Here is an 18,719-nt window from a genome sequence, read left to right as displayed (position 1 = left end):
AGGATTGTACTATTATTAAAAATTTCTGGAATTTGGAAAAAAATGATTGACATTTCATATTTCAGGGGTATAATAGAGACATATTTGAGAACAACGGTGTTCCTTTTTAGAGGAGCACCGTTTTTTTATTACCATCACACTTTAGCTGTGTAAAGTGCAGGCGCCAAATAGCTGCCTGATTGGATGAATGAGGAGGTTATGTGATGAAGAAATTAGAGATTATTATCAAACCGGAAAAACTGGAAAGTTTGAAAAATATTCTGGATGACTGCGAAGCCAGCGGCCTGATGATCACAAACATTATGGGTTATGGTAATCAGAAAGGTTATACACGTATGTACAGAGGTACAACGTATAATGTCAACCTTCTGCCAAAGGTAAAAGTCGAAACTGTTGTTGCAGATGACGCAGCAGAGAAGATTGTGGACAGAGTTGTCAAAGAGATCAGCACCGGCAATTATGGTGATGGTAAGATTTTCATTTACAACATCGAAGATGTTGTTCGTATCCGTACCGGCGAACGCGGTGCAGATGCGATTTAAGCATACAGTCCGCAGACTGTATATTCAAATTGGCTTTAGCTTTGAGACATTTTGTATGTTTTGAGGTTATTGTAAATACATTCTATTTCCCTAATAAGGCCTTATCGTAAGATAAGGCCTTCCCCCGTTTTTGGGGTTAATCAATATGATATTTCTTAAGTTTACGGTAAAGTACAGTGCGATCAATACCGAGAATTCTGGCTGCTTTTGCCTTATTGCCGTCTGTTTGGCGAAGGGTCTGGCGGATCAGATCGATTTCTGCGCTGCTGCGCTGTTCCTGAAGGGAAGAAAACGCGGCGGCAGGCCGTGATAATGTATGGTCACCGGACAGCTTGTTCAGCAGAAAATCACAGGAGGCAATGCCGATGGTACTGTGAGGATTTAAAAAGCACAGGCGTTCAATGACATGTTCCAGTTCACGGACATTGCCCGGCCAGATGTATTGCTGCATCAGAGCCAGCACTTCCTGTTCGACGCCTTGTGTATAGCTGCCGTTTTCACGATTGAACTTCTGAACAAAAAAATTACAGAGGTCGGGAATGTCATCGAGACGGTCACGGAGGGGCGGGATAGCCAGTTCAATGGTATTAATACGATAATAAAGATCGGCACGGAAACGTCCGTCCTGAATCAGTTGCGTCAGATTCTGGTTCGTGTTGCAGATGAGGCGGACATCCACTTTGATGGGGGTGACACCGCCGATGCGTTCGACTTCCTTTTCCTGAAGTACACGTAAAAGCTTTGACTGCAGCGGAAGCGGCATCTCACCGATTTCATCTAACAGCAGTGTGCCGCCGTCAGCCAGTTCGAATTTGCCGATTTTGCCACCCTTTTTGGCACCGGTAAAAGCGCCGCCTTCGTAGCCGAAAAGCTCGGATTCAAGAAGATCCTTTGGAATAGCCGCACAGTTGATCTTAACAAAGTTGCTGGTGCTCCGGCTGCTGAGCTGATGCAGTGCGTTGGCAAATACTTCCTTTCCAACGCCGGTTTCTCCGGTAAGAAGAATGGATAATCCGGAATTGGCGAAGATGGCAATGGTGGACTTGATCTGCTGGATAGCCTGCGAAGTACCGATGATATAATCCAGTGGATTGGTCTGTTTGCGCAGCTGTTCAATCGTCTGCTGATACAGCTCATTCTGCTGCTGCATTTTTTCAACTTCTGAGTAGAGATTGTAGATCTCCCCAACTTCGTTAAATGTGGAGATGGCAACACCGCCAATGACTTCCCCATCTTCGATCAAAGGGATACGGTTGCAGACAAAACTGATATCTTTGCCAGTTTTGTGATCATAAAGAGTCATTAAGGCACCGATATGTGCTTTTCCCGAGGCCATTACTTCCGGAAGTTTCGTGGTCGGAATCACACTTTTGATCGGTTTGCCAATGACGTCCTCTAACTGTACATTCAAAATTTCTGTGTAGGGTTTATTCATGTAGGCAATGCGGCAATGTTCATCTACAATGATAAAATTGGAAAAGGCATTAAGGGCAGCTGTCCATAAAGGTGTAAAATTCATAATAAATATCCTTAGTTTCCATTCAAAATGCAAAAGAAAGTTCATGAACATGTGACAGTTTTACTGCTTTTATGATACATCAGGTGTGACAGAAATGCAACACATATGTGACAATTAGACAACACATGTGTGCGCATCATGCAGGCCGTGCGGTTCCGTACGTGAATATTCAGCCAGAAAAAGGAGCAAAAAGGGCAAAATTACGTCAAAAAGGCCTAAAATCAGGCGGATTCGTCTTTAAATATGAATTGGCACGGGATTTGCTATTAATATAGGCAGAAACAAAAAACAAGAACTTTATGGTGTGAGAAAGGAAAAAGGAATTATGAAAAAAGTAGTTATTGTCAGCGCATGCAGAACAGCAATCGGTGCATTTGGGGGTACTTTAAAGGATGTTCCTGCAGCAGAGCTTGGCGCACTTGTTGTAAAAGAAGCTGTTTCAAGAGCAGGTATCAAACCGGAACAGGTGGATGAAGTTATTTTTGGTAATGTATTGCAGGCTGGTCTCGGACAGAATGTTGCCCGTCAGGTAACTTTAAAGGCGGGGCTTCCAATCGAGACAACAGCTGTGACAATCAATATCGTGTGCGGTTCAGGTCTGAAGAGTGTGGCCATGGCAGCCAACCAGATCCTTGCAGGCGAATCTGAAATCGTTGTCTGCGGCGGTACAGAAAACATGAGTGCAGCGCCATATGCCATTCCAACGGCACGTTGGGGTGCAAGGATGAACAATAACAAGATCGTTGATGTTATGGTCAATGATGGACTGTGGGATGCTTTCAATCAGTATCATATGGGTATCACTGCTGAAAATGTTGCAGAGAAATATGGTATCACAAGAGAAATGCAGGATGAATTTGCAGTGGCTTCTCAGAGCAAAGCAGAAGCAGCTGTTAAGGGCGGCAAGTTCAAAGATGAAATTGTTCCTGTTGTGATTCACGGTAAGAAAGGTGATATAGTCTTTGATACAGATGAATATCCTAAATTTGGCACAACACTTGAAAAAGTTGCCAAATTAAAACCGGCCTTCAAAAAAGACGGCGGTACAGTTACAGCAGCGAATGCTTCCGGTATCAACGACAGTGCTGCAGCATTTGTTGTGATGAGCCAGGAAAAAGCAGAAGAACTTGGCCTGAAACCAATGGCAACCATCGTTTCCTATGCAACAGGCGGTGTCGATCCATCTATCATGGGTGTTGGTCCGGTGCCTGCTGTTAAGAAAGCTATGACAAAAGCAGATCTTACCATCGATGATATTGATCTGATCGAAGCAAATGAAGCGTTTGCAGCCCAGTCTCTGGCAGTTGCTCAGGAATTGAAATTTGATATGAACAAAGTGAATGTCAATGGTGGTGCCATTGCCCTCGGACATCCGATTGGTGCATCCGGTGCCAGAATCCTTGTTACATTATTATACGAAATGCAGAAGAGAGAGGACGCAAAGAAAGGCCTTGCCACACTGTGTATTGGCGGTGGCCAGGGTCAGGCGCTCATCGTTGAAAAAGCTTAATCCTATTTATTTAGTTTAACCCACTTCGCGAAAAATCCCCTGGTGGTCTGAAAGTAATTTCAGATTGTCCGGGGGATTTTTCATATTCACAGTGCTTGAGCCTGCAAAGCCGCGTATTTAAAGACCGAGAGATGTGATGACAGCCTCTGTTTCATCCAGCACGGATGAGAAAACAGAGAGGGCGCTGGCAACAGGTGCTTTGGTGGTCATATCTACGCCGGCTTTTTTCAGGACATTGATCGGATAGTCGGAACCGCCGGCTTTTAAGAAATCAATATAATCTCTGACTGCTGGTGCACCGTCTGTCAGAATGCGGTGACTGAGGGCAATGGCTGCGGAAAAACCAGTGGCATACTGATAGACATAGAAAGGCATATAAAAATGAGGAATTCTGGCCCATTCCAGTGAAATCTCGGGATCGTTTACCATATCAGGCCCGAAATAAAGGGTGTTCAAATCTCCATAAATCTGACACAGGGACTGGGCATTTAATGTTTCACCTGCTGCGGTCTTTTCATGGGTAATTTTTTCAAATTCCGCAAACATGGTCTGGCGGAACAGCGTACCTTTGAACATATCAAGGTAATGATTCAAAAGCCAGAGCTTTTCGTGAGGATCACGGCATTTTTCAAGCAGATCATGCATGAGCAGTGCTTCATTGCAGGTGGAGGCAATCTCAGCGACAAAAATGCTGTAGCTGGCATCCACATAGTGGTGAGTGTGATTGGCATACCATGAATGAAGAGAATGTCCCATCTCATGAGCCAGCGTAAAGACATTGTCCAATGTGCCCTGGTAATTCATCAGGACAAAAGGATGGTGGGCATAATCACCGCCGGAATAAGCACCGGTGCGTTTGCCTTTGTTCTCATAGCGGTCAATCCAGCCGCCGTGCATGCCTTCATTCAGCAGTTGAATGTAAGATTCACCAAGGGGTGCCAGTCCGCGGCTGACAATCTCCATGGCTTCGTCAAAAGGAATGGATGCATGTTCACCGGATACAAGAGGCGTATAGACATCATACATATGCAGTTCCTCTACGCCAAGCATTTTGCGGCGAAGACGGACATAGCGGTACATTTCAGGAAGGGCATCATGAACCGCCTCGATCAGCTGGTCATAAACAGCTGTCGGAATATTGTTCTGAGACAGATGGGCTTCCATGGAGGAGGCAAAATGTCTGGCTTTTGTATAGAACAGTTCTTTTTTCAGATTGGCAGCAAAAATGGCAGCCACGGTGTTTTTATACTGGTCAAAGGAACGGTAGTAGGACTGGAAAACTTTGCGGCGAAGATCCCTGTCAGAACTTTCAAGGAGAGGAACGAAACGTCCGTGGGAGATGCCGATTTCATTGCCCTGACGATCTGTGATACTTTCAAATCGGATATCCGCATTGTTGAACATATAAAAAATGGACTGCGGGGTGCTGTCCAGGTCCATAGTCAGGGACATGAGGGCCTCTTCCTCTTTTGAAAGCGTATGGGATTTCATACGCAGTGTGTTTTCAAGATAATGGGTAAAAGGTATCAGCTCAGAGTAGTTCTTTAAGGCTTCCGGTATAAAATCTTCCGGAAGGGAAAGCAGTTCAGGATCCTCGAAAGCGGTTGTCTCATAAAAATGGTTGCCTGTAAAATCGACCTGACCACGAAGGTCCTGATAATGCGGATTGGATGTGTCCTCATCGGAACGGTGTCCTGCATAGCAGTAGAGACTGTCAAGTTCCACCAGTACTTTCTCCTTTTCCGTCAGATAAGTGCAGAGCGTTTTAGCCGAATCACCAAGATGATCTTTGAAGGCAGCCAGTGCGTCGATATGTGTCCGGCATGCTTCAAGTGCAGATGTAAATGCGTCATCGTTGGAAAAAATATCTTCTATGTGCCATTTATCCTTGGCAGGGACTTCCTCACGCAAAGGAAGAGTATGTGTTGTCTGTTCAGCCATAAATAAACCTCCGTAAAAAATTTTCTTCAATAAGTATTATAACTTTTATATTTTTTAAAAGCAATGCTATGAAAAGTTTATAAAATCTTCACTGAATTCAGGATATATTTTTGTTATAATGAAAGATAAGAGATATACCTGAACAGGAGGAGAAAAAATGTCGGAATTTGTAGTCATGAAGAATGTGAAGAAGACTTACAAAATGGGTGAAGTGATGATTCATGCCGTGGATGGCGTTGATATAGAGATACATAAAGGCGAATTTGCAGTGATTGTGGGACCGAGCGGTGCCGGTAAAACGACGGTACTTAATATGCTGGGCGGTATGGACCGCGTGACATCAGGCAAGGTCATTGTGGACGGACGAGATATCAGCCTTTATAACAGCAGACAGCTGACAAAGTACCGCCGGGATGACATTGGTTTTGTTTTTCAGTTTTATAACCTGATTCAGAATCTGAACGCCCTGGAGAATGTGGAACTGGCATTGCAGATCAGCAAGCATCCCATGGATGCGAAAGAGGTCCTGAAGGATGTGGGCCTGGAAGACCGTATGTATAATTTCCCCTCACAGCTCTCAGGGGGTGAACAGCAAAGGGTAGCGATCGCACGTGCTCTTGCCAAGAATCCGAAGCTGCTCTTATGTGATGAACCCACCGGTGCCTTGGATTATCAGACCGGTAAGGCAATTTTGAAATTGCTGCAGGATACCTGTCATAAGCATGGTATGACGGTGATCGTTATTACCCATAACCTGGCCATTGCGCCGATGGCGGACAGGGTGATCCAGATTAAGAACGGAAGAGTCAGTGAGATGACGGTGAATCAGGATCCGCGTCCGGTAGAGACTATTGAATGGTAGGAGAGCATCTATGAGAAATGCAATAAACAAAGATTTTTTCAGAGAGATAAAGTATACACTCAACAGATATGTGTCCATTCTTCTGATTGTAGCATTGGGTGTTGCTTTTCTGGCAGGTATCAGGGCCACCTGCCCGGATATGAAATTGACACTGGATCACTATCTGGATGAGGCTGATTATATGGATCTTCGGGTACTGTCCACATTGGGACTGACTGGGGAGGATCTGACGGCAATTACAGAAGTGGATGGCGTAAAGGAAGTGGATGGCGCACATAGCTATGATGCTTTTGTGATGAATGGCAATGAGAAATGGACATTACGCTTTTTGTCTGAACCGGTTTCAGTGAATAAACTGGAGATAACAGAAGGAAGGGATATTGAGAATGCCAATGAGTGCGTTGTGGACCATCTTCTGATTGAGAAGGACGGATATCATATCGGCGATCAGATCACGGTTGTGCCTCCGGGCAAAGGTGAAAAATTGTCAGACACATTGACGGAATCGACATTTACAATCGTGGGTGTGGCGGCAAGCCCGGAGTATTTTACAACGACCAGAGATACAACATCAGTCGGAACCGGTCAGACGGATGCGTTTGTTTTCCTGTCACCGGAGGTTTTTAAGAGTGATATCTACAGCGCAGTTTACATTACGGTGGATGGTGCGGCTGCAAAACAGGCCTATTCAGATGATTATGAAGCCGTGGTTGACAAGGTGAAGGCAAAGCTGGAAGCCATCAGCAGTGAGCGTGAGGCAGCCAGATATAACGGGATTATGGATGATGCCAATACAGAGATAGATGATGCCCGTGACAAACTGGCAGATGCCAAAGCAGAAGCGGAATCAGAGCTTGATGATGCCTGGGCACAGATCCAGGATGGAGAACAGCAGATCAGTGACGGACAGAAGGAACTGGATGACAATAGAGCTGTCTATGAAGATCAGATTGCCGCTGCAAAGGCGAAGCTTTCTTCGGGGGAGCAGGAACTTCAGGATGGTCAGGCTGAAATCACGTCTAATGAGCAGAAGCTTCAGGACGGGCAGACACAGATCACGGCAGCCAGACAGCAATTGGAGGATTCTTCACAGACATTGGCGGAGAAGAAGCAGCAGTACGAAGCGGGATTGCAGGCAGCCAATGCCGGTCAGGAACAGCTGACAGCCGGTCAGGCCAAGCTGACGGAAGCGTTGGAAACACTGCAAAGTCAGGAAGCAGCATTAAATGAACAGAAGGCTTCGCTGCAGGAACAGAAGGAGAATTTGACGGCACAGCAGACAGAGCTGGAACAGGGCATCGCTCAGCTTGAAGCCCAGGAGGAGGCGTTGGAAGAACAGCGGAATGAGGCTGCGTCCCAGGAGGAACCGGATGAAGCTCTGATCGCACAGCTGGATGCCCAGATTACAGCTGTTCAGGAGCAGTTAATCCAGCTGAATGCGCAGAAGAATGCGCTGGAAGAAGGTATTTTCCAGGTAGATGGCGGACTTGACCAGATAGAGGCAGGATTAAGCCAGATTGCATCCGGGAAGGAAGAATTGAACGAACAGCAGAAAGAATTGAACAGTCAGCAGGCCAAGCTGGATGAGACTTTTAATCAATTGACAGAGGCTAAGATACAGCTGGATGCGGGCAGCAGTCAGTTGGAATTAGGCAGACAGCAGCTGGAGAGCAAACAACAGGAATTAGACAGCGGTAAGGCTGCCCTGGATCAGGCGAGAGCGCAGCTGCAAAGCGGACAGGCAGAGATTGATAAGGGTAAGGCTGAACTGAAGTCTCAGATGGCTTCGGCAGAAGCACAGTTTGCAGAAGCAGAGCAGAAGCTTACGGATGCAAAGTCGGAACTTGCAGATGCCAAAGAGAAGTATGCGTCCGGCAAAAAGGAAGCACAGGAGAAGATTGCTGACGCGGAGAAAGAAATTCAGGACGCAGAGGATCAGCTGGCAGATGTAGACTATCCGGAATGGTATGTTCTGGACAGAAATTCGACACAGGCGTATGTGGAATATGAGCAGAATGCAGAGAGAATCGGTGCTATCGGCAAAATTTTTCCGTTGATTTTCTTCCTGGTAGCGGCGCTTGTGAGTCTGACAACTATGACACGAATGGTTGAGTCACAGAGAACAGAAATCGGTACACTAAAAGCTTTGGGGTACAGCAATTGGGCCATTGCCAGAAAATATGTTTTTTATGCTTTATCGGCCAGTCTCATCGGAAGCCTGCTCGGATTGGTTTTGGGGCAGAAATTGCTGCCTTGGGTTATCATTGCTGCTTACCGTGTACTCTATCCGAATTTGTTTGTGGTACTGACACCGCTGAATGCTTATTATTCTATCATGGCATCCGGCGCAGCTGTTATTTGCGTGACTGGTGCGGCACTGGCGTCCTGTTACAGGGAACTGGTGGCATCACCGGCGGAATTGATGCGTCCTTCAGCACCGGCAGCAGGACGAAAGATTTTGTTGGAACATGTGGGATTTATCTGGCATCATATGAAATTCACATCTAAGGTTGCCGTGAGAAATCTTTTCCGTTACAAGAAACGTTTCTTTATGACTATATTTGGCATCGGTGGCTGTACAGCTCTTGTGGTCTTTGCTTTTGGACTGACAGACTCCATCAGCGGGGTTGCACACAGACAGTATGATGAGCTGTTCCACTATGACATGACACTGACACTGGATGACAATGCAGATGAGGCGGATATGGATGAATTGTATGATTTCTTAAGTCATAACAATAGTCTAAAGGCGGATCAGTATACCAGACTGCGTTCCATGAGTATGAGTGTCAAGGGCAATGGAGAGATTTCGTATACAGCTTATCTGACGGTGCCTGAGGATACAGAAGTTTACAAAGATTTTGTGGTGCTTCAGGACAGAAAAACAGGGACGCCATATGCGATGGATGATGAAACGGTGATTATCACGGAGAAGCTGGCCAATCTTCTCAGGGTGAGTACGGGAGATAAGATTACTGTTACAGACAATGATGTGGATAAGGAAGTTACGGTGGGACATATTGCGGAGAATTATCTCATGAGTTATGTGTATATGTCACCGGCATTATATGAGACAACATTCGGTGAGACGCCGAAATGGAATAAGATAGAAGCTTTCATTCCGGGACTGACCAGTGAAAATTCCGAATCCTATTCAGCAAAATTACTGGCATTGAATGCAGTATCAGGAACATCCACCACTGATTATGTCCGAAGCAAGTTTGAGGAAGTGCTGAACAGTCTGAACATTGTGACGCTGATTCTGATGACTGCCGCCGGTATGCTGGCATTTATCGTATTGTACAATCTGAATAATATTAATATTACAGAACGACGCAGGGAACTGGCAACGATTAAAGTGCTTGGATTTTATGATCTGGAAGTGGCAGAATATGTATACAGAGAGAATATACTGCTGACGATTATTGGTGCCCTTGTGGGGGCGGTATTCGGCAAGTATCTGCATGCGTATATTATTACTTCCGTCGAGACAGAGGTGCTCATGTTTATCCGTCGTGCGGACTTTTCAAGCTATGTTTATGCCGTGGTGATTACCTTCGGATTTTCGATTTTTGTCAACTGGCTGATGTATTTCAGATTAAGAAAAATTGATATGGTTGAATCGTTGAAATCCGTTGAATAACTGTCAATTTCAATAAAAAATACTTGATTTTTATGGATGAAATGGTATAATGTGATAGACAATTTAATAATGGGAGAAATATTACAGAAAAAAGAGGTTTAAACGATTATGAAAAAGAAATCTGTCACAAAGATTCTTTTAAGTGTAATGGTGCTTTTGGTATCTGTTGCATTCTGCGCATGCGGAAGCAATAAGAGTACAGAGTCTTCTGAAACTGGTAATAGTTCTTCAGAAAAGACAACTGAATCTGCAGCAGATGGCACACAGTCTGACGCAGCAAATTCAGATACTTCCTGTTTTACAGTAGGTCTGTCACAGGAAATCAGCAGTCTTGACCCGCACGAAGATACGGATGCAGGAACTCGCAGTGTCTTATTTAACGTTTTTGAAGGTTTGGTAAAACCTACTACAGATGGTGATGTCACTCCAGCGGTAGCAAGTGATTACACAATCTCTGATGATGCGAAGACTTATACTTTCACATTAAGAGATGGAATTACTTTCCAGGATGGCAACCCTGTAACTGTCGAAGATATTAAATATTCATTAGAGAGAAGTGCGGAAATGGACGGCGAGTCTTCCGCACTTTCTGTTATTTCAGATATCAAAATTGTGGATGACAAGACAATTGAGCTGACACTGTCAGAGGCAAACTCAGAATTTATCTACAATCTGACAATTGCAATCCTCGAACAGGCCAACGATGCGAATCAGGCAACAAACCCAATCGGTACAGGTCCTTTCAAAGTGAAGAAGTTCGCTGAAGGTCAGTACCTTGAACTTGAGAAGTATGATGGCTACTGGAATCAGGATCTTGATTGTGTAACATCTGCAAAGTTCAAATTTATCGCTGATGCACAGGCTGCATTCCTTGAACTGCAGGGGGGTACAATTGATATGTTATTGTATCTGACAAACGATCAGGTTCAAGCATTAAATTCTGACTACAATGTTGTTGAATCAACAATGATGCTGATTCACGGTCTTTTCCTGAATAACTCTTACAAACCACTTCAGGATGTGCGTGTCAGACAGGCACTGAACTATGCGATTGATCGAGATGCGATCAATGAATTCCTGTTCAATGGCAAGAGTAAGATCATCCAGACACATGGCTATCCGATGATCACAGCATGGTATAATGCAGATACAGAAGGCACTTATACATATGATGTAGAGAAGGCCAAAGAACTTCTTACAGAAGCAGGATATGGTGATGGTTTTGATCTTGAGATCACAGTTCCAAGTAACTACTCACAGCATGTTCAGACTGCAGAGATCATTGCAGAACAGCTGGCAGCAGTTGGTGTGAATGTGACAATCAACCAGGTTGAATGGAGTGCATGGTTATCAGATGTATACCAGGGCAGAGATTATCAGTCAACAGTCATCGGATTTGATATCAGTTCTCAGGCACCATCTACATGGTACAAGAGATACTATACAGAATCCAGCAATGACTTTACAAACTTCAGCAATACAGAATATGATGAATTGTACGGTCAGGCACTGGCTACAGTTGACAAGGATCAGAAGCATGAGATTTACAACAAGCTTCAGCAGATCTTGACAGACGAGGCAGCATCTGTATTTATTGAAGATCCGGCCAATCTGATTGCTCTTAATAAGAAGTATACAGGTTATCAGACATATGCGGTTTCCGCAATTGATCTTTCACTGATCAAGTTGGCTCAGTAAAACGAACAAAAAATACGAATTTAATAAAGCGCATGGGTAACCATGGCGGAGGTCATAATGAAATATTTTATTAAAAAAATTATTACTCTCATTATAACATTGTTATTTATTTCACTTCTGACCTTTACCGCTTTTAGTGTCATACCGGGAGATGCCGCTATTTCCAAACTGGGAGTGGATGCATCTCCCGAAGCTATTGCCAGGGTCAGAGCAGAGTATGAGTTAGATCAGCCTGTGATGACACGTTACGTGCATTGGCTTGAGAAGGCACTACACGGCGATTTTGGTCAATCCTACAAATACGATACAATGACAGTGACGCAGCTTTTAAAGTCACGACTTCCGGTCACGATTCTGTTGGCTGTGATGTCCTTTGTCATTATCGTTGTTATCGCTCTTCCATTGGGAATGCTGTCTGCACGATTTGCCGGTAAGTGGCTGGATGTGCTGATTAATCAGCTGACACAGATTACAATGGCGATTCCGTCGTTCTTTCTTGGTATTATACTGACGTATGTTTTCGGTCTTGTCTTTAAAGTATTTCAGCCGGGTGGGTATGTCAGTATGGAAGAGGACATGAAAGGATGTATTGAATATCTGATCCTTCCTGCAGTTGCAGTAGCGCTTCCGAAGATTGCAATGGTTGTGAAATATCTTCGTAATTCCGTTTTGAGTGAGATGAAGAAAGATTATGTCAGAACCGCTTACAGCAAAGGTAATTCTGTGAATCAGGTTTTGTACGGTCATGTTCTTCGTAATGCGCTGATACCGGTCATTACGTTTGTTGCAATGGTTGTTGCAGAGATTCTCGCCGGAAGCCTTGTGATTGAACAGGTTTTCAGTATCCCGGGGATGGGACGTCTGATGATTACATCGATCTCAACCCGTGATTATCCGGTTGTTCAGGCAGCTGTTTTATATATTACATCTATCGTTGTCATTATCAATTTCCTTGTGGATGTTTTATATCAGCTGGCAGACCCAAGAGTTCGGACAGCGTAGGAGTGTAAGAAATGAAGAAACGTAATTACAGCCTGATCATCGGTTTGATCCTGACAGGCATTATCCTCATTATAACGATTATCGGTCAGTTCTGGACACCGTATGCGGTTACCGGAATGGACAGTCTGGCCAAGAATCAGGCGCCAAGTCTGATTCATCTGATGGGAACAGATAATTTCGGAAGAGATGTTTTCAGCCGTGTCATGAACGGCTGCGGCACAACCTTTTTTGTGGCACTTTCCACTGTGGCGATCGGTTGCTTCTTCGGTGTTATCATCGGTTCTCTGACAGGATTTTATGGTGGTCTGCTTGATGAGATCGTTATGCGAATCAATGATGTTTTATTATCATTTCCAAGTGTGCTGCTTGTCTTGATTTTTATCAGTTTTATCGGAACAGGTAAATACAAGATTATCATTGCACTGGGTGTGATGTTTATTCCAAGCTTTGCACGAATAGTGCGAAGCGAGGTGATACGATACAAATCCCAGGAATTTGTCCGGAGTGCCCAGGTGATGGGGGCAGGCAATCTGAGAATTATATTTGTTCATATTCTGCCAAATACAGCGGTCAGTCTGCTGACAGCGGCAGCAATCGGCTTTAACAATGCCGTTTTAGCAGAGGCAAGTATGAGTTATCTCGGACTGGGTGTTCAGCCGCCGGATCCAAGTCTCGGACGTATGCTTTCGGAGGCACAGGCCTATATATTTACAGCACCGTGGTATGCCATTTGGCCGGGTGTTGTCATTGTTCTTATTATTCTCGGCTTCAGTCAGATCAGTGAAGGGCTGAGGGCCATCAGCGATTAGGAGGAACCTATGGATAAGGAATTATTAAAAATCGAGAATTTGACCATTGGTTTTCCAACAAAGAGTGGCATACACACAGTTGTGGATCATGTCAATCTTGAGGTGGGAAAAGGAGAAATCGTCGGAATCGTTGGTGAATCCGGTTCCGGTAAGTCCATGACATCTCTTGCAGTGATGGGACTGCTTAGTGAAGAAGCGCAGGTATCTGAGGGCTCCATTCAGCTGAATGGTCAGGAACTTTTGGGCATGAGCCGTGAGGAGCGCCGCAAGATCCAGGGCAAGAATATGTCGATGGTCTTTCAGGAACCGATGACATCTCTGAATCCGGTCATGAAGATTGGTACTCAGGTGGGAGAAAGCCTGAAACTGCATACAGATTTAGATAAAGAAGCGATTCGCGGACGTGTGATCGAAGCACTGGCCAGTGTCGGCCTCAGAAATCCGGAATTACTGGTGGATCAGTATCCTCATGAAATTTCCGGCGGTATGCGTCAGCGTGTGATGATTGCCATGGCGATTATCAACCATCCGGATCTGATCATTGCGGATGAACCGACGACGGCCCTTGACGTAACTGTACAGGCTCAGATTCTGAATCTGTTGAAGAAAATCCACAGAGATATGGGAAGTTCTATTCTGTTTATTTCCCATGACTTAAACGTCATCAAGGAAGTCTGTCAGAAGGTGGTTGTCATGTACAAAGGGGTGATCGTAGAGCGCGGGGATGCCAAAGAGGTACTGAAGCATCCAAAGCATGAGTATACCCGCAAGCTTGTAGCGTCTATGCCGGATCAGGTACGGAAATCCCAGAATACAAAGAAGCTGCTGGAAGTTCAGGATTTGAATGTTTATTATAAAGAGAATAAGAAGCTGTTTTCAAGTAAGGATAAACGCAAGCATATTATCCATGGTATGAGTTTTGATCTTTATGAGGGTGAGATTCTCGGCGTTGTAGGTGAAAGCGGCTGTGGCAAGTCCACATTGGCGAAGACCATTGTCGGACTGAATAGAGAGTATGACGGTAAGCTTGAGATGGATCATCTGAAACCGCAGATGGTCTTTCAGGATCCTTTTAGTTCCCTGAATCCTGCCAGGAAGATTGGTTGGATCCTTGAGGAACCACTGAAGCTGAAAGGCATTAAGGATAAGAAACAGCGTAAAGAGTTGGTGAATCAGATGCTGACAGAGATTGGCCTGGATCCATCTTTTGCGAATCGTTATGCCAGGGAGCTTTCAGGTGGTCAGAGACAGAGAATCAGTATCGGCCTGTCGTTGATGCGCGGGGAAAAATTCATCATCGCTGATGAGCCGGTATCCGCCCTTGATGTTACGGTTCAGTCACAGATTCTCAGGTTGCTTCTGAAGTTGCATGATGAGAAGAATCTGACGTATATGTTTATTTCCCACGATTTGAATGTTGTGCATCATATGTGTCACAGAGTGATCGTGATGTATCTTGGAAGAATTGTGGAGATGGCAGATGTGGATGAACTTTATGATCATCCATGTCATCCGTATACAAGAATGCTGTTTGACAGTATTCTGACAGATGAAGAGAAAGAAACGACAGATAGCGTCACAGTGAATGAAATATTACCGGAAACAGTGGATGGAGACGGCGGATGTCCGTTTTACGGCCGCTGTCGCTATGCAGGTGAGAATTGCCTGAGTGAGGTGCCGACATTGACAGATATCGGTACGCCGGGGCATCCGCACCTTGTGAGATGTGAAAGGATAGCATATGGAGAGAAATATACGGCTGCTGATTGAATATGATGGCAGCAGATATGATGGATGGCAGCGCCTTGGCAAAGGTCATGGCGTGACCATCCAGGGAAAACTGGAAGATGTTCTCAGCAAGATGACAGGAGAACAGGTAGAATTGATCGGAGCAGGAAGAACAGATGCCGGCGTCCATGCTTATGAGCAGGTGGCGAATTTCCATACCAACAGCAATATGAAATGCTGGGAGATGAAGTATTATCTGAATCGATATCTTCCCGGGGATATTGCGGTCAATCGTGTGGACGATGTGCCGGAACGTTTCCACAGCAGGTACAATGCCAAAGCTAAGAAATATCTCTATCGTATTGCCATTGGCGATGTTCCCTGTGTTTTTGACAGAAAGTATACCTGGTACAGTTTCGATAAGCTGGATGTGACTGCAATGAAAAAGGCGGCAGCCCTTCTTGTTGGAGAACATGATTTCAAAGCTTTCTGTTCCAACAAGCGTACAAACAAATCCACTGTTCGTGAGATTTATGATATTGATATTTATGCTGATACGAGAGAACTGCAGATTACAGTTTATGGCAATGGTTTCTTATATAATATGGTAAGAATCATTGTGGGCACCCTAATTGAAGTCGGAAAAGGAGAGCGCCGGCCGGAAGAAATGACAGCTATTTTAGAGAGCAGGGACAGAACAAAAGCCGGAGCAACTGCGGCGGCACAGGGATTGTTCCTTCAGGAAGTGGAATACTGATCATACGGACATCATTGCAAACTGTCTTTAGTATATAGAAAAACATCAAAGAGCCCCTGCCATGAATGGGGCTCTTTGATGTTTTTTAAAAGGTTATTGACAGTTCGTAATGATCTGCGTATAGAAAGGGAATAGCAAAATATTAGCTCATTCTATAAGATAAGGATTCCTTATGATGCGGAGATTTTATCTGGATGGAATATCTGCCGCCCCTCCCGGCAGACGGTGGAATTTGGTATTTTGTAGATATAAATAAAAAAGTTTAAAAAATTTAAAAAAAGTGCTTGACGTTTTTGATTTCCTGTTATATAATTCTTTTTGTCAAGAGACATTGGGCTATCGCCAAATTGGCAAGGCACAGGATTCTGACTCCTGCATTTGAAGGTTCGAGTCCTTCTAGCCCAGCTATTAGGTCAGACATCTTGCTGAGGCAAGATGTCTGTTTTTTTTATCCTACGACAGGCAGAGAGAGGAGACGGAGGATGTATACACATGATCGAAGAGTTACTTATAGTGAGATTTCCATGAAAGGTTTTGCAGATATTGCTCAGATTGCCGAATACTTTCAGGATTGCAGCGTTTTCCAGTCGGAAGTGCTTGGCATGGGGCTTACCTACATGAATGAGCATCATCTGGCCTGGCTGCTGGCTTCATGGCAGATTGATGTGGACACATATCCGGAGATGGGATGCAAAGTCAGTGTCAGCACATGGCCATACAAATTCGATGCAGCTTTCGGTTACAGAAACTTTATGCTTCAGGACGAGAACGGCAGACGTCTCGCTGTTGCCAATTCGCAGTGGATACTTGTGGATATGGAAAACGGACACGTTGTAAGAATCGCACCGGAGATTGCGGCACATTATCCTATGGAAGAGAAAGCGGACATGTCGTATGCACCGCGTAAGATTGCTTTCAGAGAAGAAAAGGAAAGGCTGGAACCGATCAGTGTTCCAAAAGCGTTTATTGACACGAATCAGCACATGAATAATGCACAGTATATAAGAACGGCATTGGAATTTGTACCGGAGGATTTTCATATTCGCCAGGTACGTGTAGAATATAAGAAAGCGGCAGTATTGCATGATCAGTTGTATCCTTTTATATATAAGGATGATCAAATCATCAAGATTCTGCTTGGAGATGCAGAAGGTCAGGCCTACGCGGTTGTTGAGTTCAAAAGATAGATAGGGGAGGAAAAAATGATCGAATTAGGAAAGAAACAGGTTTTAACAATCAAGCGTGTGAAAACATTTGGTGTATATCTTGGCTGTGAAGGCGAAGAGCAGGCTGTCTTATTACCGTCCAAATATGTGCCGGAAGGCAGCCAGATCGGTGATGAGATTGAAGTATTTATTTATCGTGATTCTCAGGACAGACTGGTGGCCACAACATTGGAGCCAAAGCTGAAACTGGGAGAAACAGCGATACTGGAAGTCAAAGAGGTGGGCAAGATTGGTGCATTTCTGGACTGGGGATTGGAAAAGGATCTTTTTCTGCCTTTTAAAGAGCAGACATGGCGTCCGGAGAGCGGTCAGAGCTGCCTGGTGGCACTTTATATAGATAAGAGCCGCCGTCTCTGTGCAACGATGAAGGTTTATGAATATCTGCGAACAGACAGTGATTATCAGAAAAATGATTACGTTGAGGGTATTGTTTATCAGATCAATGAACATTATGGTGCTTTTGTTGCCGTAGACGGCACGTATCATGGCATGATCCCATCCAAGGGTGTTCATGGCCGTATGAAAGTCGGAGATCGGGTACATGCCAGAGTTGTTAAAGTCAGAGAAGACGGCAAGATGGAACTGACGATGTCAGAGACAGTCAGTGTGCAGATGGACAAGGACGGAGAGAAGATCCTCAGACTGCTGGACAGCTATGACGGTGTATTGCCTTTTACAGAAAAAGCCAGTCCGGAAGTTATTGAGCGTGAGCTCGGAATCAGTAAAGCAGCCTTCAAACGTGCTGTGGGACGACTGCTGAAACAGCAGAAGATCATGATTCAGGGTGGAAAAATCAGACGGATAGGTTGACAAAAAAGCGTATCATTGGTATAATCTTTTTGTAACAATAATGTAACAACTTACAATTGTTTATTAATATCTTGTAATTGCATTTACATAATTATGGGATAGGAACAAAGTAAAAGATAGAAAAGGGGTATACCGATGGTGAATCATAGATATAAGAGAGCTGTGTTAGGTATTACCACAGCTCTTGTTTTTTCTGCATGTACAGTGCCGGCGATGGCAGCACCGATTACGATCAATACAGATCAGAGTATATCTGTTGTTAGCACCGACAGTACCTATGTAGGAGGTCTGGATCTGGAAGCAAGGATCATTACAACTGTTGAGCAGGATCAACGTTCTCCGTATGCGAAGAAGGGCATCGCTGTTGTTGATGATTATCTGAAGATCCATACAGAACCGAATGGCGATGCAGAAGTTGTGGGTAAGCTTTATTCCGGCTCGGGCTGTGAGATTGAGGAAGTCAAAGACGGATGGGCACATATTACATCCGGTGATTGTGATGGCTATGTGGAAGCAAAGTATTTGCTCACAGGTACAGATGCGGAAGCCTATGCAGAAGAACATAAAGTTTCTGAGCTGGTTGCAAAGTCCCAGAGTGAGCAGATGTATATGTACGAAGAACCTTCAGCTGATGCCAAGATTGTGACAACTGTTTTGTGGGATCAGAAGCTG

General features: G+C 44.6%; 14 protein-coding genes and 1 tRNA gene. 13 read left to right on the top strand and 2 right to left on the bottom strand.

The window, feature by feature from the left end; translation table 11 throughout:
- Positions 1 to 203: 203 nt before the first annotated feature.
- Positions 204 to 542: a P-II family nitrogen regulator gene (locus WMO25_RS02510; protein ID WP_015513926.1), complete on the top strand. Its 339-nt coding sequence runs from the start codon at positions 204 to 206 to the stop codon at positions 540 to 542.
- 136 nt (positions 543 to 678) lie between these two features.
- On the opposite strand, the gene WMO25_RS02505 is transcribed toward WMO25_RS02510, so the two are convergent.
- Positions 679 to 2,061 carry a sigma-54 interaction domain-containing protein gene (locus WMO25_RS02505; protein WP_349083910.1) on the bottom strand — a complete coding sequence of 461 codons (1,383 nt, stop codon included), beginning with the start codon at positions 2,059 to 2,061 and terminating at the stop codon, positions 679 to 681.
- 325 nt (positions 2,062 to 2,386) lie between these two features.
- Here WMO25_RS02505 and WMO25_RS02500 point away from each other — a divergent pair, with 325 nt between their 5' ends.
- Entirely contained in the window at positions 2,387 to 3,571 is a 1,185-nt protein-coding gene (locus tag WMO25_RS02500; RefSeq protein WP_435384295.1) for an acetyl-CoA C-acetyltransferase, read from the top strand.
- Positions 3,572 to 3,688: 117 nt separating this feature from the next.
- Here WMO25_RS02500 and pepF read toward each other — a convergent pair whose 3' ends face one another.
- Positions 3,689 to 5,512 carry an oligoendopeptidase F gene (pepF, locus tag WMO25_RS02495; RefSeq protein WP_349083909.1) on the bottom strand — a complete coding sequence of 608 codons (1,824 nt, stop codon included), beginning with the start codon at positions 5,510 to 5,512 and terminating at the stop codon, positions 3,689 to 3,691.
- A 157-nt stretch (positions 5,513 to 5,669) separates the two neighbouring features.
- On the opposite strand from pepF, the gene WMO25_RS02490 reads away from it, so the two are divergent.
- The 11 genes from WMO25_RS02490 to WMO25_RS02440 all read left to right on the top strand — a co-directional run.
- Positions 5,670 to 6,374, top strand: coding sequence for an ABC transporter ATP-binding protein (locus tag WMO25_RS02490; RefSeq protein ID WP_349083908.1), 705 nt, complete (start codon positions 5,670 to 5,672; stop codon positions 6,372 to 6,374).
- Positions 6,375 to 6,384: 10 nt separating this feature from the next.
- A complete protein-coding gene (locus WMO25_RS02485) occupies positions 6,385 to 10,017 on the top strand; it encodes an FtsX-like permease family protein (protein ID WP_349083906.1) in 3,633 nt (1,210 codons plus the stop codon).
- Between the two features lie 108 nt (positions 10,018 to 10,125).
- Positions 10,126 to 11,715: an ABC transporter substrate-binding protein gene (locus tag WMO25_RS02480; protein ID WP_349083904.1), complete on the top strand. Its 1,590-nt coding sequence runs from the start codon at positions 10,126 to 10,128 to the stop codon at positions 11,713 to 11,715.
- Positions 11,716 to 11,772: 57 nt separating this feature from the next.
- A complete protein-coding gene (locus WMO25_RS02475; RefSeq protein ID WP_178441187.1) occupies positions 11,773 to 12,717 on the top strand; it encodes an ABC transporter permease in 945 nt (314 codons plus the stop codon).
- An 11-nt stretch (positions 12,718 to 12,728) separates the two neighbouring features.
- A complete protein-coding gene (locus WMO25_RS02470) occupies positions 12,729 to 13,526 on the top strand; it encodes an ABC transporter permease (RefSeq protein WP_178441184.1) in 798 nt (265 codons plus the stop codon).
- A 9-nt stretch (positions 13,527 to 13,535) separates the two neighbouring features.
- The gene (locus WMO25_RS02465) at positions 13,536 to 15,296 is read left to right on the top strand and encodes an ABC transporter ATP-binding protein (RefSeq protein WP_349083902.1); all 1,761 of its coding nucleotides are present in this window, start codon (positions 13,536 to 13,538) and stop codon (positions 15,294 to 15,296) included.
- The gene (truA, locus tag WMO25_RS02460; protein WP_349083900.1) at positions 15,268 to 16,011 is read left to right on the top strand and encodes a tRNA pseudouridine(38-40) synthase TruA; all 744 of its coding nucleotides are present in this window, start codon (positions 15,268 to 15,270) and stop codon (positions 16,009 to 16,011) included. Before WMO25_RS02465 ends, truA begins: the two co-directional genes overlap by 29 nt.
- Before the next feature lie 332 nt (positions 16,012 to 16,343).
- Positions 16,344 to 16,416, top strand: a tRNA-Gln gene (locus WMO25_RS02455).
- A 77-nt stretch (positions 16,417 to 16,493) separates the two neighbouring features.
- Complete coding sequence (locus tag WMO25_RS02450) at positions 16,494 to 17,198, top strand: acyl-[acyl-carrier-protein] thioesterase (RefSeq protein WP_250800043.1); 705 nt, start codon at positions 16,494 to 16,496, stop codon at positions 17,196 to 17,198.
- 15 nt (positions 17,199 to 17,213) lie between these two features.
- Positions 17,214 to 18,047, top strand: a complete 834-nt coding sequence (locus WMO25_RS02445; RefSeq protein WP_117528407.1) for a CvfB family protein — start codon at positions 17,214 to 17,216, stop codon at positions 18,045 to 18,047.
- Between the two features lie 135 nt (positions 18,048 to 18,182).
- On the top strand, positions 18,183 to 18,719 hold a 537-nt coding region (locus WMO25_RS02440; protein ID WP_349083897.1), incomplete at its 3' end, for an SH3 domain-containing protein.

It is taken from the genome of Coprococcus intestinihominis, assembly GCF_040096555.1.
Taxonomy (GTDB): domain Bacteria; phylum Bacillota; class Clostridia; order Lachnospirales; family Lachnospiraceae; genus Coprococcus_A; species Coprococcus_A intestinihominis.
This window is presented reverse-complemented; position numbering and strand designations above follow the sequence as displayed.

What these genes read in the sequence shown, in the direction of transcription:
- WMO25_RS02510 (WP_015513926.1), top strand. Translation starts at nt 204, where the DNA reads ATGAAGAAATTAGAGATTATTATCAAACCGGAAAAACTGGAAAGTTTG.
- WMO25_RS02505 (WP_349083910.1), bottom strand. Translation starts at nt 2,061, where the DNA reads ATGAATTTTACACCTTTATGGACAGCTGCCCTTAATGCCTTTTCCAAT.
- WMO25_RS02500 (WP_435384295.1), top strand. Translation starts at nt 2,387, where the DNA reads ATGAAAAAAGTAGTTATTGTCAGCGCATGCAGAACAGCAATCGGTGCA.
- pepF (WP_349083909.1), bottom strand. Translation starts at nt 5,512, where the DNA reads ATGGCTGAACAGACAACACATACTCTTCCTTTGCGTGAGGAAGTCCCT.
- WMO25_RS02490 (WP_349083908.1), top strand. Translation starts at nt 5,670, where the DNA reads ATGTCGGAATTTGTAGTCATGAAGAATGTGAAGAAGACTTACAAAATG.
- WMO25_RS02485 (WP_349083906.1), top strand. Translation starts at nt 6,385, where the DNA reads ATGAGAAATGCAATAAACAAAGATTTTTTCAGAGAGATAAAGTATACA.
- WMO25_RS02480 (WP_349083904.1), top strand. Translation starts at nt 10,126, where the DNA reads ATGAAAAAGAAATCTGTCACAAAGATTCTTTTAAGTGTAATGGTGCTT.
- WMO25_RS02475 (WP_178441187.1), top strand. Translation starts at nt 11,773, where the DNA reads ATGAAATATTTTATTAAAAAAATTATTACTCTCATTATAACATTGTTA.
- WMO25_RS02470 (WP_178441184.1), top strand. Translation starts at nt 12,729, where the DNA reads ATGAAGAAACGTAATTACAGCCTGATCATCGGTTTGATCCTGACAGGC.
- WMO25_RS02465 (WP_349083902.1), top strand. Translation starts at nt 13,536, where the DNA reads ATGGATAAGGAATTATTAAAAATCGAGAATTTGACCATTGGTTTTCCA.
- truA (WP_349083900.1), top strand. Translation starts at nt 15,268, where the DNA reads ATGGAGAGAAATATACGGCTGCTGATTGAATATGATGGCAGCAGATAT.
- WMO25_RS02450 (WP_250800043.1), top strand. Translation starts at nt 16,494, where the DNA reads ATGTATACACATGATCGAAGAGTTACTTATAGTGAGATTTCCATGAAA.
- WMO25_RS02445 (WP_117528407.1), top strand. Translation starts at nt 17,214, where the DNA reads ATGATCGAATTAGGAAAGAAACAGGTTTTAACAATCAAGCGTGTGAAA.